8 protein-coding genes are annotated in these 15324 nt (G+C 64.2%); all 8 read right to left on the bottom strand.

The genetic code is table 11. The features are described 5' to 3' along the window. Positions 1 to 184: 184 nt before the first annotated feature. Positions 185 to 1375 carry an elongation factor Tu gene (tuf, locus tag IEW15_RS11465; protein ID WP_188577943.1) on the bottom strand — a complete coding sequence of 397 codons (1191 nt, stop codon included), beginning with the start codon at positions 1373 to 1375 and terminating at the stop codon, positions 185 to 187. A gap of 53 nt (positions 1376 to 1428) precedes the next feature. Beyond that, entirely contained in the window at positions 1429 to 3510 is a 2082-nt protein-coding gene (fusA, locus tag IEW15_RS11460) for an elongation factor G (protein WP_188577942.1), read from the bottom strand. 43 nt (positions 3511 to 3553) lie between these two features. Then, complete coding sequence (gene rpsG, locus IEW15_RS11455) at positions 3554 to 4024, bottom strand: 30S ribosomal protein S7 (RefSeq protein ID WP_188577939.1); 471 nt, start codon at positions 4022 to 4024, stop codon at positions 3554 to 3556. 24 nt (positions 4025 to 4048) lie between these two features. Next, positions 4049 to 4420 (bottom strand): 30S ribosomal protein S12, encoded by a 372-nt coding sequence (gene rpsL / locus IEW15_RS11450; protein WP_014746152.1) that lies wholly within the window; start codon positions 4418 to 4420, stop codon positions 4049 to 4051. A 562-nt stretch (positions 4421 to 4982) separates the two neighbouring features. Beyond that, positions 4983 to 9221: a DNA-directed RNA polymerase subunit beta' gene (gene rpoC / locus IEW15_RS11445; protein ID WP_188577936.1), complete on the bottom strand. Its 4239-nt coding sequence runs from the start codon at positions 9219 to 9221 to the stop codon at positions 4983 to 4985. 119 nt (positions 9222 to 9340) lie between these two features. Next, the gene (rpoB, locus tag IEW15_RS11440; protein ID WP_188577934.1) at positions 9341 to 13429 is read right to left on the bottom strand and encodes a DNA-directed RNA polymerase subunit beta; all 4089 of its coding nucleotides are present in this window, start codon (positions 13427 to 13429) and stop codon (positions 9341 to 9343) included. A 695-nt stretch (positions 13430 to 14124) separates the two neighbouring features. Next, the gene (gene rplL / locus IEW15_RS11435; RefSeq protein WP_188577932.1) at positions 14125 to 14496 is read right to left on the bottom strand and encodes a 50S ribosomal protein L7/L12; all 372 of its coding nucleotides are present in this window, start codon (positions 14494 to 14496) and stop codon (positions 14125 to 14127) included. A gap of 141 nt (positions 14497 to 14637) precedes the next feature. Continuing rightward, positions 14638 to 15159 (bottom strand): 50S ribosomal protein L10, encoded by a 522-nt coding sequence (rplJ, locus tag IEW15_RS11430; RefSeq protein ID WP_188577930.1) that lies wholly within the window; start codon positions 15157 to 15159, stop codon positions 14638 to 14640. Positions 15160 to 15324: the final 165 nt, after the last annotated feature.

Below are 15324 nucleotides of genomic sequence, written 5' to 3'. Positions count from 1 at the left end.
CCTTGGCCTCGGCGGTGCGACCTGCCGGATGAGTCCGGGGTGCCGCAGCGCCGCGCGTCCTTACAAGAGACCGGCCCGCCGGGCGGACCGGCCGGGCGCTCGTGGCGTCAGGGAACTGGCAGCCGGTGCGCCATCGCGGCCTACATACCGCCACGGCTGTACCGGCTGCACATCTCGCTGTTGATCAGGCGATGACCTTGGCGACGACGCCGGCGCCGACGGTGCGGCCACCTTCGCGGATCGCGAAGCGCAGGCCCTCATCCATGGCGATCGGCGAGATCAGCTTGACCATGACCGACACGTTGTCGCCGGGCATGACCATCTCGGTGCCTTCCGGCAGCGTGATCACGCCGGTCACGTCCGTGGTCCGGAAGTAGAACTGCGGACGGTAGTTGGTGAAGAACGGGGTGTGACGCCCGCCTTCTTCCTTGGTCAGGATATAGGCTTCCGCCGCGAACTCGGTGTGCGGGGTGATCGTGTTCGGCTTGGCCAGAACCTGGCCGCGCTCCACATCCTCACGCTTCGTGCCGCGCAGCAGCACGCCCACATTGTCGCCGGCCTCGCCCTGATCCAGCAGCTTGCGGAACATCTCGACGCCGGTCACCGTCGTCTTCGTGGTGTCACGCAGACCCACGATCGACACTTCCTCGCCGACCTTCACGATGCCGCGCTCGATACGACCGGTCACCACCGTGCCGCGACCCGAGATCGAGAACACGTCCTCGATCGGCATCAGGAACGGCTGATCCTTCGGGCGATCCGGGGTCGGGATGTATTCGTCGACCGCGCGCATCAGCTCAAGGATCTTGTCGGCACCGATCGCCGGGTCACGGCCTTCGATGGCGGCAAGCGCCGAGCCCATGATGATCGGAATGTCGTCGCCGGGGAAATCATAGCTCGACAGCAGCTCGCGGACTTCCATGTCCACCAGCTCCAGAAGCTCCTCGTCGTCGACCTGATCGACCTTGTTCATGAACACGACAAGCGCCGGAACGCCGACCTGACGCGCCAGCAGGATGTGCTCGCGGGTCTGCGGCATCGGGCCGTCCGCCGCCGACACGACCAGGATCGCGCCGTCCATCTGCGCCGCACCCGTGATCATGTTCTTCACGTAGTCGGCATGGCCCGGGCAATCCACATGCGCGTAATGACGGTTCGCCGTCTGATACTCGACATGTGCGGTGTTGATCGTGATGCCGCGTTCCTTCTCTTCCGGCGCCTTGTCGATCGAGTCGTACGACGTGTAGGTCGCACCACCGGTCAGCGCCAGAACCTTCGTGATCGCAGCGGTCAGCGTCGTCTTGCCATGGTCCACGTGACCGATCGTGCCGATGTTCACGTGCGGCTTGCTGCGCTCGAACTTTTCCTTACCCATGGCCTTCGTCTCCGTCTTTCCAAACTATCTCAAACCGGTCGATGAGCCGCGGATCAGCCCGCGAACTTCGTCTTCACTTCGTCCGCAAGGTGCTGCGGAACCGGCTCGTAATGGTCAAACTGCATCGTGTACTGGGCGCGACCCTGCGACATGGAGCGCAGCTGGTTCACATAACCGAACATGCTGGACAGCGGCACCATGGCATTCACGACGCGGGCATTGCCGCGACTGTCCATGCTGGTGACCTGACCACGGCGGCTGTTCAGATCGCCGATGATGTCGCCCATGTAATCGTCAGGGGTGACGACCTCGACCTTCATGATCGGCTCAAGCAGCACCGGGCGGCTCTTCGCCATGGCCTCGCGGAATGCAGCCCGCGCGGCGATTTCGAAGGCCAGCACCGAGCTGTCGACGTCATGATAGGCGCCGTCGATCAGCTGAGCCTGCAGGTCGACCACCGGGAAGCCCGCGATCACGCCGCTGCCCAGGCAGGACTCGATGCCCTTCTGGACGCCGGGCACGTATTCGCGCGGCACCGAACCGCCGACGATCTTGTTGGTGAACACGAAGCCTTCGGCACCCTCGGTCGGCTCGAACTTCAGCTTCACCCGCGCAAACTGACCGGAACCGCCGGTCTGCTTCTTGTGGGTGTAGTCGACTTCCACCGCCTGGCCGAACCGCTCGCGATAGGCCACCTGCGGCTGACCGACATTCGCCTCGACCTTGAACTCGCGGCGCATGCGATCGACGATGATCTCGAGATGGAGTTCACCCATCCCCTTGATCACGGTCTGGCCGCTCTCCTCGTCGGTCGACACGCGGAAGGACGGATCCTCCTGCGCCAGACGCGACAGGGCGAGGCCCATCTTCTCCTGGTCGCTCTTGGTCTTCGGCTCGACCGCAACCTCGATCACCGGATCCGGGAACTCCATGCGCTCCAGGATGATCTTGGCGTCCGCGGCGCAGATGGTGTCACCGGTGGTGGTGCCCTTCATGCCGCAGAGCGCCACGATGTCGCCCGCACGGGCTTCCTTGACGTCTTCACGGCTGTTGGCATGCATCAGCAGCATGCGGCCGACGCGCTCGCGGTCACCCTTGACGGTGTTGAGCACATAGGAACCGCTCTCGACCACACCCGAATAGATCCGGATATAGGTCAGCGAGCCAACGAAGGGGTCCGACATGATCTTGAAGGCCAGCGCCGAGAACGGCACATCGTCGCGGCTCTCACGGGTCATGACGACCTCAGGGTCGTCCACGGCGGTACCGGTCACCGGCGGCACGTCGGTCGGCGACGGCAGATAGTCGATGACCGAGTCGAGCAGCGGCTGGACGCCCTTGTTCTTGAAGGCCGACCCGTTGATCACCGGCACGAACTGACGCGCCAGTGTGCCCTTGCGGACGCAGCGCTTCAGCGTGGCGATGTCGGGCTCGTTGCCGTCAAGATAGGCTTCCATCACGTCGTCATCGGCTTCGACCGCGGTTTCGACCAGCTTCTGCCGGTACTCTTCCGCGCGGTCGGCCATGTCGGCCGGGATGTCGCGCTCTTCGAATTCGGCGCCGAGGTTCTCGTCCTTCCAGACGATCGCCTTCATCTTGATCAGATCGACGATGCCGGCATATTCCGCCTCGGAACCGATCGGCAGGCTGAGGACCAGAGGCACGGCGCCAAGCCGGTCGACCATCATGTCGACGCAGCGGTAGAAGTTGGCACCCATCCGATCCATCTTATTGACGAAGCAGATGCGCGGAACCCGATACTTGTCCGCCTGGCGCCACACCGTTTCCGACTGCGGCTCAACGCCCGCGACACTGTCGAACACGGCGACCGCGCCGTCGAGAACGCGGAGCGAACGCTCCACCTCGATGGTGAAGTCAACGTGGCCCGGGGTGTCGATGATGTTGATCCGATGGTCGTTCCAGTAGCAGGTCGTCGCGGCCGACGTGATGGTGATGCCGCGCTCCTGCTCCTGTTCCATCCAGTCCATCGTGGCCGCACCCTCGTGCACCTCACCGATCTTGTGGGACCGGCCGGTGTAATAGAGGATGCGCTCGGTCGTCGTCGTCTTGCCGGCATCGATGTGCGCCATGATGCCGATGTTGCGGTAGGCCTCGATGGGCGTCGTGCGTGCCATGTTCGCGTCCAGGAAACTGGGGGTTTAAGAGACGGCCGACCCGTTACCAGCGATAATGCGAGAACGCCTTGTTGGCGTCCGCCATGCGGTGGGTATCTTCACGCTTCTTGATTGCGGTGCCACGGCTCTGCGCGGCATCGAGCAGTTCACCGGCGAGACGCTCGACCGCAGTGTTCTCGGAACGATTGCGGGCGGCGGCGATCAGCCAGCGGATGGACAGGGCCTGGGCGCGATCGGGGCGAACCTCGACCGGCACCTGATAGGTGGCGCCACCGACACGGCGGCTCTTCACCTCGACCGAGGGGCGCACATTGTCGAGCGCCTCGTGGAAAACGCGCACGCCTTCCTGGCGGGTCTTCTGCTCGATCAGATCGAAGGCACCGTAGACGATCGCTTCCGCGACCGACTTCTTGCCGTCGTACATCAGCACGTTCATGAACTTGCTGACGACGGCGTCACCGAACTTCGGATCCGGAAGAATCTGACGCTTTTCGGCGGCATGACGACGGGACATGGGATCAACCTCTCCTGGGCCGGATTACTTCGGCCGCTTCGCGCCGTACTTCGAACGACGCTGACGACGATTCTTGACGCCCTGGGTATCCAGCGTGCCGCGAAGGATGTGGTAGCGCACGCCGGGAAGGTCCTTGACGCGACCGCCGCGGATCAGCACGACCGAGTGTTCCTGAAGGTTGTGGCCTTCACCCGGAATGTAGCTCGTGACCTCGAAGCTGTTGGTCAGGCGCACGCGCGCCACCTTACGAAGCGCCGAGTTCGGCTTCTTCGGGGTGGTGGTGTACACGCGGGTGCAGACACCACGCTTCTGGGGGCATGCCTCAAGGGCAGGCACCTTGTTCCGATCCACCGGCGCCAGGCGCGGCTTGCGGATCAGCTGATTGATTGTGGGCATCCAATCGGTCCCGCTAAACTTTTGGCCTTGCGGCCACACAAAAACGATCGGAGGGCAGAGCCTCTTTTCCGCCAACGGCACAAATGCCGGCTCGGAAAAGGCTTTGCCTTCCGGGGGCTGTCTTCGCCGGCCCCTACGGCATGGACGGTGCTGTATGATGTGCCGCGTCAGAGACGCAGCGTCTTCGGAGCCCACACGCCAGCTCCCGAAGTGAGCGCGCATACTAGTTGCGCCCCCTCCATTGGTCAACCCCAAAAGGCTTGACCTGCAAGGGTTTCCGGGTCTTGGCGGAATCCTCAGGGATCGTGCGGGAATGGCGCCGGATAAATCCCGCCGGCCCCCTCATCAACCCTCCGGATGCATGCGCCCCCTGCGTCATCCGCAATGCAGGCTGTCCTCGCCGCCCCGGTCTTCGCCGCCCCCGCGCCTGCCCCGCACATGAAGCGACCCCGCCGGCCGCCCGAACGGGTCGGGGGCAGGCGGGGTCGCCTCGATCAGGTCATGGCACCCTTGCGGGGCGTCATGGGCCTTCCGGCCGGGTCAGTGCGTCACTGTCAGTGCGTCACTCGGCAGCACCGGAGACGTCGGCCGCAGTCAGCGCCTGCGGGGCGTCTTCCGGGCCGTGCTTGTCCAGCAGCGCCTTGTCGCGGTTGGCGGCGATCGACTTCAGCCGATTGACCGCAGCACCGGTGCCGGCCGGGATCAGGCGGCCGACGATGACGTTCTCTTTCAGACCGTCCAGCGTGTCCATCTTGCCGGCCGTGGCCGCCTCGGTGAGCACGCGGGTGGTTTCCTGGAACGAGGCCGCGGAGATGAACGACCGGGTCAGCAGCGAGGCCTTGGTGATGCCCTGCAGCACCGGCTCGGCACGCGCTTCGCGCATGTCGGGCAGACGCTCGCCGCCCTCGCCCAGCAGCCGCTCGGCATTGCGGTTGCGGACGCGGTTGTTGATCTGGTCGAACTCGAACCGGTCGACCTGCTCGCCGAGCAGGAAGGTGGTATCGCCCGGATCCAGGATCTCGACCTTCTGCAGCATCTGGCGGACGATCACCTCGATGTGCTTGTCGTTGATCTTCACGCCCTGCAGCCGGTAGACCTCCTGGATCTCGTTGATCAGATAGGAGGCCAGCTCCTCGACACCCAGCACGCGCAGGATGTCGTGGGGCACCGGGTTGCCGTCCATCAGCAGGTCGCCGCGGCGGACATAGTCGCCTTCCTGGACCGTCAGATGCTTGCCCTTCGGCACCAGATACTCGCGCGCCTCCTGGTCCGCCTCGTCCGGCACGATCAGGATGCGGCGCTTGCTCTTGTAGTCGCGACCGAATTCCACCTTACCCTGGATTTCCGCGATGACCGCATGATCCTTGGGCTTGCGGGCCTCGAACAGTTCGGCGACGCGCGGCAGACCACCGGTGATGTCGCGCGTCTTGCTGCTCTCGCGCGGGATACGCGCCAGAACGTCGCCGGCATTCACCTTCTGGCCGTTCTCGACCGACAGCACGGCATCCACGCTCATGAAATAGCGGGCTTCCATGCCGTTCGGCAGGGTCAGAACCTCACCCTGCGCGTCACGCAGCGTGATACGCGGCCGCAGATCCGCACCGCGGGGCTGCTGGCGCCAGTCGATCACCACCTTGTTGGCGATGCCGGTGGCTTCGTCCATCCGTTCCAGCAGCGAGATGCTGTCGACCAGATCGACGTAATGCGCAACACCCGTCGTCTCGGTGATGATCGGCACCGTATACGGATCCCAATCGGCCAGTTTCTGGCCGGCGGTCACCATCTGACCCTCGTCGACGAACAGACGGCCACCATAGGGCACCTTGTGGCGGGCCTTTTCGCGGCCGTCCTCGGCCAGCAGCACCACTTCGAGGTTACGGGCCATGACGACCAGGGCACCCTGGCTGTCCTTGACCACGTTGCGGTTCACCACCTGCACGCGGCCATCGTAATTGGTCTCGATGCTGGACACGACCGCGCCACGCTGGGCGGCGCCACCGATATGGAAGGTCCGCATGGTGAGCTGCGTGCCCGGCTCGCCGATCGACTGCGCCGCGATGACGCCGACCGCCTCACCGATGTTCACCTTGGTGCCACGGGCCAGATCGCGGCCATAGCAGGCGCCGCAGACGCCGTGCCCGCTCTCGCAGGTCAGCACCGAGCGGATGCGGATCGCCTCGACACCGGCGGTCTCGACGCGCTCGACAACCGCCTCGTCGATCAGTTCGCCGGCGGCGACCACCACCGCACCCGTCGAGGGATGGGTGACGGCCTCAGCGGCGGTCCGGCCCAGGATTCGATCGGACAGGGTCTCGATCACCACGCCACCGTCGATGACGGCGCGGGTCATCAGTCCCTGCTCGGTGCCGCAATCTTCCTCGGTGATGACGCAATCCTGCGCCACATCGACGAGACGGCGGGTGAGGTATCCTGAGTTCGCGGTCTTGAGCGCCGTATCGGCCAGGCCCTTACGTGCGCCATGGGTGGAGTTGAAGTATTCGAGAACCGACAGGCCCTCTTTGAAGTTCGCGATGATCGGCGTCTCGATGATCTCGCCCGAGGGCTTGGCCATCAGGCCGCGCATACCCGCAAGCTGCTTCATCTGGGCCGCCGAGCCACGGGCACCGGAATGCGCCATCATATAGATCGAGTTCATGTGGCGCGGGCTCTTGGCCGGCCCCTCCTGACCCTGACCCGAGATGACCCGCATCATGGCGTCCGCGACCTGATCGGTGCACTTCGCCCAGGCATCGACGACCTTGTTGTACTTCTCACCCTTGGTGATCAGGCCTTCCTGATACTGGGTCTCGTACTGCTTCACCTCTTCGGTGGTGACACTGACCAGTTCCGCCTTCTCGGACGGCACGATCATGTCGTCCTTGCCGAACGAGATGCCGGCGCGCGCCGCGCGGCGGAAGCCGAGCGCCATCAGCCGGTCGCAGAAGATCACCGTTTCCTTCTGACCGCAGTGACGGTAGACGGCATCGATGACGTTGGTGATTTCCTTCTTGGTCAGAACCCGGTTGATCAGATCGAACTTGATCCGGGGGTTCCGCGGCAGGATCTCGGACAGCAGCATGCGGCCCGGGGTCGCGTCCACGATGACCGTGATCGGGTTGTTGTCGTCGTCGACCGTGCGATAACGGCAGCGGATCTTGGCATGCAGGCTGACCACGCCGGCGTCGAGCGCCTGATCGATCTCGCCCACATCCGCGAAGGTCATGCCCTCGCCCTGTTCATTGTCGCCGACCTGGGTCTGATAATAGAGCCCGAGCACGATGTCCTGCGACGGCACGATGATCGGCTTGCCGTTGGCCGGACTCAGGATGTTGTTGGTCGACATCATGAGCACGCGGGCTTCGAGCTGCGCCTCGATCGACAGCGGCACGTGCACCGCCATCTGGTCGCCGTCGAAGTCGGCATTGAACGCCGAGCACACCAGCGGATGCAGCTGGATCGCCTTGCCTTCGATCAGCACCGGCTCGAACGCCTGAATGCCCAGGCGATGCAGGGTCGGTGCCCGGTTCAGGAACACCGGATGTTCGCGGATCACCTCGTCGAGAACGTCCCAGACTTCCGGACGCTCCTTCTCGACCATGCGCTTCGCCGCCTTGATGGTGGTGGCGAGGCCATAGAGTTCGAGCTTCGAGTAGATGAACGGCTTGAACAGTTCCAGCGCCATCTTCTTCGGCAGGCCGCACTGATGGAGCTTCAGCTCCGGGCCCACCACGATGACCGACCGGCCCGAATAGTCGACGCGCTTGCCGAGCAGGTTCTGACGGAACCGGCCCTGCTTGCCCTTCAGCATGTCGGACAGCGACTTCAGCGGCCGCTTGTTGGCGCCGGTGATGACGCGGCCGCGACGGCCGTTGTCGAACAGGGCGTCGACCGCTTCCTGCAGCATGCGCTTTTCGTTGCGCACGATGATGTCGGGCGCGCGCAGTTCCAGCAGCCGCTTCAGGCGGTTGTTGCGGTTGATCACCCGGCGGTACAGGTCGTTCAGGTCCGAGGTCGCGAAGCGGCCGCCATCCAGCGGCACCAGCGGGCGCAGATCCGGCGGGATGACCGGCACGACCTCAAGAATCATCCACTCGGGCCGGTTTTCCGACTCGATGAACGACTCCAGAAGCTTCAGCCGCTTCACCAGCTTCTTGCGCTTGGCTTCCGAACTGGTCTCGACCAGTTCCACCCGCATCTCGTCGCTTTCACGGTCGAGATCGAGCTGCTTCAGCATGTCGCGGATGGCTTCGGCGCCGATGCCGGCCTGGAAGCTGTCCGGACCGTATTCTTCCTGCGCCCGCATGAACTGCTCTTCCGTCAGCAGCTGATGCTGCTTGAGCGGCGTGAGGCCGGGTTCCATCACCACGTAATTCTCGAAATAGAGAACCCGTTCGATGTCCTTCAGCGTCATGTCGAGCAGCAGGCCGATGCGCGACGGCAGCGACTTCAGGAACCAGATATGGGCAACGGGCGAGGCCAGTTCGATGTGGCCCATGCGCTCGCGCCGCACCTTGGCCTGAATGACCTCGACGCCGCACTTCTCGCAGACGATGCCGCGATGCTTCATGCGCTTGTACTTGCCGCACAAGCACTCATAGTCCTTGATCGGACCGAAGATGCGCGCGCAGAACAGGCCGTCCCGCTCGGGCTTGAACGTGCGGTAGTTGATCGTCTCGGGCTTCTTGACCTCGCCATACGACCAGGACCGGATCTTCTCCGGGCTGGCGATGGAGATCCGGATCGCGTCGAAGGACTGCGCCCCCGAACCGAAGCCGAACAGATTGAGCACGTCATTGTTCATGGGAAAGTCGCTCTCCCTTAGCGCGGCTTCCGCAGGATCTGCGGAGTGCGGACGGCGCGACGGGCGGATATGGCAGCCATATCCATCCGCCGCGCCGGAGATCGGCCGGGCCGATGGCCTCAGTCGTTCCGGACCAGTTCGACATCGAGGCCGAGGGCCTGGATTTCCTTGACGAGCACGTTGAAGCTCTCAGGAATACCTGCCTCGAAGGTATCGTCACCCTTGACGATCGCCTCGTAGATCTTGGTGCGGCCGGAAACGTCGTCGGATTTCACCGTCAGCATTTCCTGGAGCGTATAGGCGGCCCCATAGGCCTGGAGCGCCCACACTTCCATTTCACCGAACCGCTGACCGCCGAAATGCGCCTTGCCGCCCAGCGGCTGCTGGGTGACGAGGCTGTAGGGGCCGATGGACCGGGCGTGGATCTTGTCGTCGACCAGATGGTGCAGCTTCAGCATATAAATGTAGCCGACCGTGACCTTGCGGTCGAAGGGCTCGCCCGTCCGGCCGTCGATCAGCTGGACCTGACCGGAGCTGTCGAGCCCGGCCTCTTCCAGCATGCGCACCACATCCGCCTCGTTGGCACCGTCGAACACCGGCGTCGCCATCGGCACGCCGCGCTTCAGGTTGCCGGCCAGCTCCATCAGGTCGGGCTCGGACATGTCGTCGATCTCGCGGCAATCGCTCTCACGCTCATAGACGTGCTTGAGATAGCCACGCAGGTCGTCGGTGGTCTTGCCGCGCCCCATTTCCTCGACGATCTTGCCGATCTTGCGACCGAGCCCGGCCGAGGCCCAGCCCAGATGGGTTTCAAGGATCTGACCGACATTCATGCGGCTGGGCACGCCCAGCGGGTTCAGCACGATGTCGACATTGCCGCCATCTTCCAGATAGGGCATGTCCTCGATCGGCATGATCCGCGAGATGACGCCCTTATTGCCATGACGGCCGGCCATCTTGTCACCGGGCTGAAGCTTACGCTTCACGGCGATGAAGACCTTGACCATCTTGAGCACGCCGGGCGGCAGTTCGTCGCCGCGCTGCAGCTTCTCGACCTTGTTCTCGAAGCGCTTCTGGAGCAGATCGACCCGCTGGTCGAGCTGCTTCTTCACCGCCTCGATATCGACCATCCGCGCCTCGTCGGCGACGGCGATCTGCCACCACTGGCCACGGGTGAAGCTGCCCAGCACCTCATCGGTGATAATCTCACCGGCGCGGATGCCGCGCGGGCCACCAACGATCTTCTGACCGTCGAGCAGATCGCGGAGCTGGCGATAGGCGTTGCGTTCCAGAATCGCGCGTTCGTCGTCGCGGTCCTTGGCCAGACGATCGATCTCTTCACGCTCGATCGCCAACGCGCGCTGGTCCTTGTCGACGCCGCGACGCGAGAACACCCGCACCTCGACGACTGTGCCGGTCACTCCCGGCGGGACACGCAGCGAGGTGTCGCGGACATTCGCCGCCTTCTCGCCGAAGATCGCGCGCAGCAGCTTTTCTTCCGGGGTCATCGGGCTTTCGCCCTTGGGCGTGACCTTGCCGACCAGGATGTCGCCGGCCTTCACTTCGGCCCCGATATAGGTGATGCCGGCCTCGTCCAGATTGCGGAGGCCTTCCTCACCGACATTCGGGATGTCGCGGGTGATTTCCTCTGGGCCCAGCTTCGTGTCACGGGCCATCACCTCGAATTCCTCGATATGGATCGAGGTGAAGACATCGTCCGAGACGATGCGTTCCGAGATGAGGATCGAGTCCTCGAAGTTGTAGCCCATCCACGGCATGAACGCGACGAGCACGTTCCGGCCGAGGGCGAGGTCGCCAAGTTCGGTCGACGGGCCGTCGGCGATGATGTCGCCGGCCATGATCTTCTCGCCCACCTTCACCAGCGGACGCTGATTGATGCAGGTGTTCTGGTTCGAGCGCTGGAACTTCGACAGCTTGTAGATGTCGACACCGTTCGTGGCGCCATCACCATCGGTGACGCGGATCACGATACGGGTCGCATCGACCTGGTCGATCACGCCCCCCCGGCGCGCAGCCAGGGCGACGCCCGAATCGCGGGCCACGATCGGCTCGATGCCGGTGCCGACCAGCGGCGCCTCCGAGCGGATCAGCGGCACCGCCTGACGCTGCATGTTCGAGCCCATCAGCGCGCGGTTCGCGTCGTCGTTCTCAAGGAACGGGATCAGCGAGGCCGCGACCGACACCAGTTGCTTGGGCGAGACGTCGATATGCGTGATCTGTTCACGCGGCGACATCACGAATTCGCCCATCTCGCGGCAGGTCACCAGTTCGCTGGTGAAACGACCCTCGTCGTCGAGATCCGCATTCGCCTGCGCAATGGTGTAGCGGCCTTCCTCCATCGCCGACAGGTACACGACCTCGTCGCTGACGCGACCGTCGATCACCTTGCGATAGGGGCTTTCGATGAAGCCGTATTTGTTCACCCGCGCATAGGTGGCCAGGCTGTTGATCAGACCGATATTCGGGCCTTCCGGCGTCTCGATCGGGCAGATGCGGCCGTAATGCGTCGGATGAATGTCGCGGACTTCGAAGCCGGCGCGTTCACGGGTCAGACCGCCTGGGCCCAAGGCCGACAGGCGGCGCTTATGGGTGATCTCGGACAGCGGGTTGGTCTGGTCCATGAACTGCGACAGCTGCGACGAGCCGAAGAATTCACGCACCGCGGCGGCGGCCGGCTTGGCGTTGATCAGGTCGTGCGGCATGACCGACTCGATATCGACCGAGCCCATCCGCTCCTTGATCGCCCGCTCCATGCGCAGCAGACCGATGCGGTACTGGTTCTCCATCAACTCGCCGACCGACCGCACGCGGCGGTTGCCGAGATGATCGATGTCGTCGATCTCGCCCTTGCCGTCCTTCAGATCGACCAGGGTCTTGATCACCGCGAGAATATCCTCGCGACGCAGAACCCGGACGCTGTCGTCGGTATCGAGGCTGAGGCGCATGTTCATCTTCACCCGGCCGACGGCCGAGAGATCATAGCGCTCGCTGTCGAAGAACAGGCTCTCGAACAGGGCCTCGGCGGTCTCAGGGGTCGGCGGCTCACCCGGGCGCATCACCCGGTAGATGTTCATCAGCGCTTCGTCGCGGGTATCGTTGCGGTCCAGCATCAACGTGTTGCGCATATAGGCGCCGATGTTGATGTGGTCGATCGCCAGCGTCGGCAGGCGGGTGATGCCCAGCTCTTCCAGCTTCACCAGATGCTCGGCGGTCAGCTCGTCGCCCGCCTCGACCAGCACTTCGCCGGTATTCTCATCGATGATGTCTTCGCCGGCATAGGCGCCGATCAGATCTTCCGGCGACACCAGGAACGACTTCAGACCGCTTTCGACCAGCTTGCGGATCACCCGCGGCGCCAGCTTGCGACCAGCCTCGGCGACGACCTCGCCGGTCTCGGCGTCGATCAGGTCGCGGGCCAGCTTGATGCCGCGCAGCCGCTCTTCGGCGAACGGAGTCTGCCAGCCCTTGGCGCTGCGCTCATAGACGATGGTGTTGTAGAAGGTCGACAGCACCTGCTCGTTGTTGAAGCCGAGCGCGCGCAGCAGCGTCGTCGACGGCAGCTTGCGGCGCCGGTCGATCCGCACATAGACCAGATCCTTCGCGTCGAACTCGAAATCGAGCCAGGAACCGCGATAGGGAATGATGCGCGCCGCATAGAGCAGCTTGCCCGATGCATGGGTCTTGCCACGGTCGTGGTCGAAGAACACGCCGGGCGACCGGTGCATCTGGCTGACGATGACCCGCTCGGTGCCGTTGACGATGAAGGTGCCCTTGTCCGTCATGAGCGGCATATCGCCCATGTAGACGTCCTGCTCCTTGATGTCGCGGATCGACCGGGCGCCGGTGTCTTCGTCGATGTCCCACACGACCAGACGCAGCGTCACCTTCAGCGGCGCGGCGAAGGTCATGCCGCGCTGCTGGCATTCCTCGACATCGAACTTGGGGGTCTCAAGCTCGTACCGCACAAACTCAAGAGTCGCGCGGTCGGAGAAGTCCTTGATCGGAAAAACCGACTTGAACACGCCCTGCAAGCCGCTGTCCGGGCGCTGGGCCGGATCGGCGTCGAGCTGAAGGAACTGATCGTACGACTTCTTCTGGACCTCGATCAGGTTCGGCAGCGTCGTGACTTCGGGAATGCGACCGAAGCTCTTCCGAACGCGCTTGCGACCCGTAAACGAGTATGCCATCGTCGTTCCTCTCGAACCGTTTTTCTACGGCGTCAGCGCCGTCAATTCATGCGCTCGCCCCGATCGCGGGATCCCGGCATATATCCGGCCATCCCCGATCGGTCGATCCAGCACTCATCGCCCTCTAAGGCAGTCGGACTGCGTCGGGCAGACCGTCGGACAGTCCCTGGCTGACGAAAACGGCCGGCACTCGCCGACATGCATGCGCACGTCGCGATGAGCCGACCAGCCATCCATCATCAAGTCCCGTTGCGTGCCCGCCCATGACGGGATCGCGTCCTCCGCCGAGGGACGATCGCCTGCATGTCGCCGCCGGTTTCCCGTTGGCCGATACGCAAGCGGTTGCGGCGCCATGCCGGATCCCGCATGACGCCCGATGAAACCCGTAAGTAGATGCCGTTTGAGTCCAGCCTGCCGCGGTGCCAAAGCTGCCTGTCACTACTTGCGAGCCTGGAAACATACCCGAACCACCCCTGGGATGGAAGCATTTTCTGCAAAGCCTCAACCGCCCCACAAGAAGGGACCGGCGACCACATCCGGGGACGGCCATCTGCCGCTGGCGCCTCGGCCGGCCTGAGGTGCGGGCAAGGCAACGCCGCCCGCCCCGGAACCGGGATCGGGCGGCGCGGCGGCCGCCGGTCGATGAAGACCGGCGGCCGGATCGCTCCGAAGGAGCGGTACGCAAACCGGCGTGATTACTTCACGTCGACCTTGGCACCGGCCTCTTCCAGCTTCTTCTTGATGGCAGCGGCTTCGTCCTTGGTCACCGCTTCCTTCACCGCCTTCGGCGCGCCTTCGACCAGATCCTTGGCTTCCTTCAGGCCAAGGCCGGTGATGGCGCGGACTTCCTTGATGACGTTGATCTTCTTGTCACCGGCGTCGGTGAGGATCACGTCGAACTCGGTCTTCTCCTCGACCGGGGCCGCGGCCTCGGCGACGGCGGCGACGGCGGCGACCGGGGCCGCGGCGGACACGCCCCACTTCTCTTCGAGCAGCTTCGACAGCTCGGCGGCCTCGATCACGGTGAGGGCGGACAGCTCGTCAACAAGGCGATTGAGATCGGCCATTTTCGTAACTCCTGAACTTCGATCCGGGTGATCCAGCCGTCAGAGCCAGGGTCCGGCGCCGCGGGGCTGCCGGTCCATATGCGCCGTGATGGCGGCTGGTCATGATGATGTCTGTACGTCCGGGGAAAGGCTGCCTGACAATCAGGCTGCCTCCTGGTCCTTCTCGGCATAGGCCTTGAGGACCCGGGCGACCTGGGCGCCGGGGGCCTGCAGCACACCGACGATGCGGCTTGCCGGTGCCTGAAGCACACCGATGAGCTTGCCGCGCAGTTCGTCGAGCGACGGCAGGTCCGCGAGGGCCTTGATGCCGGCGGCGTCGAGGGACTGACCGATGATGCCGCCGCCGACGACCACGAGCTTGTCGTTGGTCTTGGCGAACTTCATCACGGCCTTGGCCGCTGCCACCGGATCCGCCGACACCGCAATGGCGGTCGGACCGTTGAACAGCGGGGTGATGTCCTCGAAAGCCGTTCCCTGGAGTGCCAGGCGGGCGAGCGTGTTCTTGGTGACCTTGAAGGATGCGCCGACTTCACGCATCCCAAGCCGCAGCCGGGTGGACTCAGCCACCGTCAGGCCCCGGTAATGGGTCACCACCACGACGCCCGCGGACGTGAAGGACTGGCGCAGTTGGGCGACCAGCTCTTCCTTGCTTGCACGATCCACGGTTCGTCTCCGCGTGTGGGTTACCATGTGATGCGGCGTCCCCCTGCCCCGTCCCGCCCGGCAGATGCCCGGCGGGGGGTGACATGGCTGGCTGCATCACGGCTCGGTGGTGCCTTGCGGCACCGTCCGCACCTGCCGCGAGTTTGCGAACCGCCCGGATCGGCC

The sequence above is a fragment of the Tistrella bauzanensis genome, assembly GCF_014636235.1.
GTDB classification, from domain to species: domain Bacteria; phylum Pseudomonadota; class Alphaproteobacteria; order Tistrellales; family Tistrellaceae; genus Tistrella; species Tistrella bauzanensis.
The sequence above is the reverse complement of the archived record's forward strand: the minus strand, read 5'-3'. Positions and strand labels throughout refer to the sequence as shown.

Excerpts from the sequence above, each read along its gene's own strand:
- tuf (WP_188577943.1), bottom strand. The coding sequence starts at position 1,375 with ATGGGTAAGGAAAAGTTCGAGCGCAGCAAGCCGCACGTGAACATCGGC.
- fusA (WP_188577942.1), bottom strand. The coding sequence starts at position 3,510 with ATGGCACGCACGACGCCCATCGAGGCCTACCGCAACATCGGCATCATG.
- rpsG (WP_188577939.1), bottom strand. The coding sequence starts at position 4,024 with ATGTCCCGTCGTCATGCCGCCGAAAAGCGTCAGATTCTTCCGGATCCG.
- rpsL (WP_014746152.1), bottom strand. The coding sequence starts at position 4,420 with ATGCCCACAATCAATCAGCTGATCCGCAAGCCGCGCCTGGCGCCGGTG.
- rpoC (WP_188577936.1), bottom strand. The coding sequence starts at position 9,221 with ATGAACAATGACGTGCTCAATCTGTTCGGCTTCGGTTCGGGGGCGCAG.
- rpoB (WP_188577934.1), bottom strand. The coding sequence starts at position 13,429 with ATGGCATACTCGTTTACGGGTCGCAAGCGCGTTCGGAAGAGCTTCGGT.
- rplL (WP_188577932.1), bottom strand. The coding sequence starts at position 14,496 with ATGGCCGATCTCAATCGCCTTGTTGACGAGCTGTCCGCCCTCACCGTG.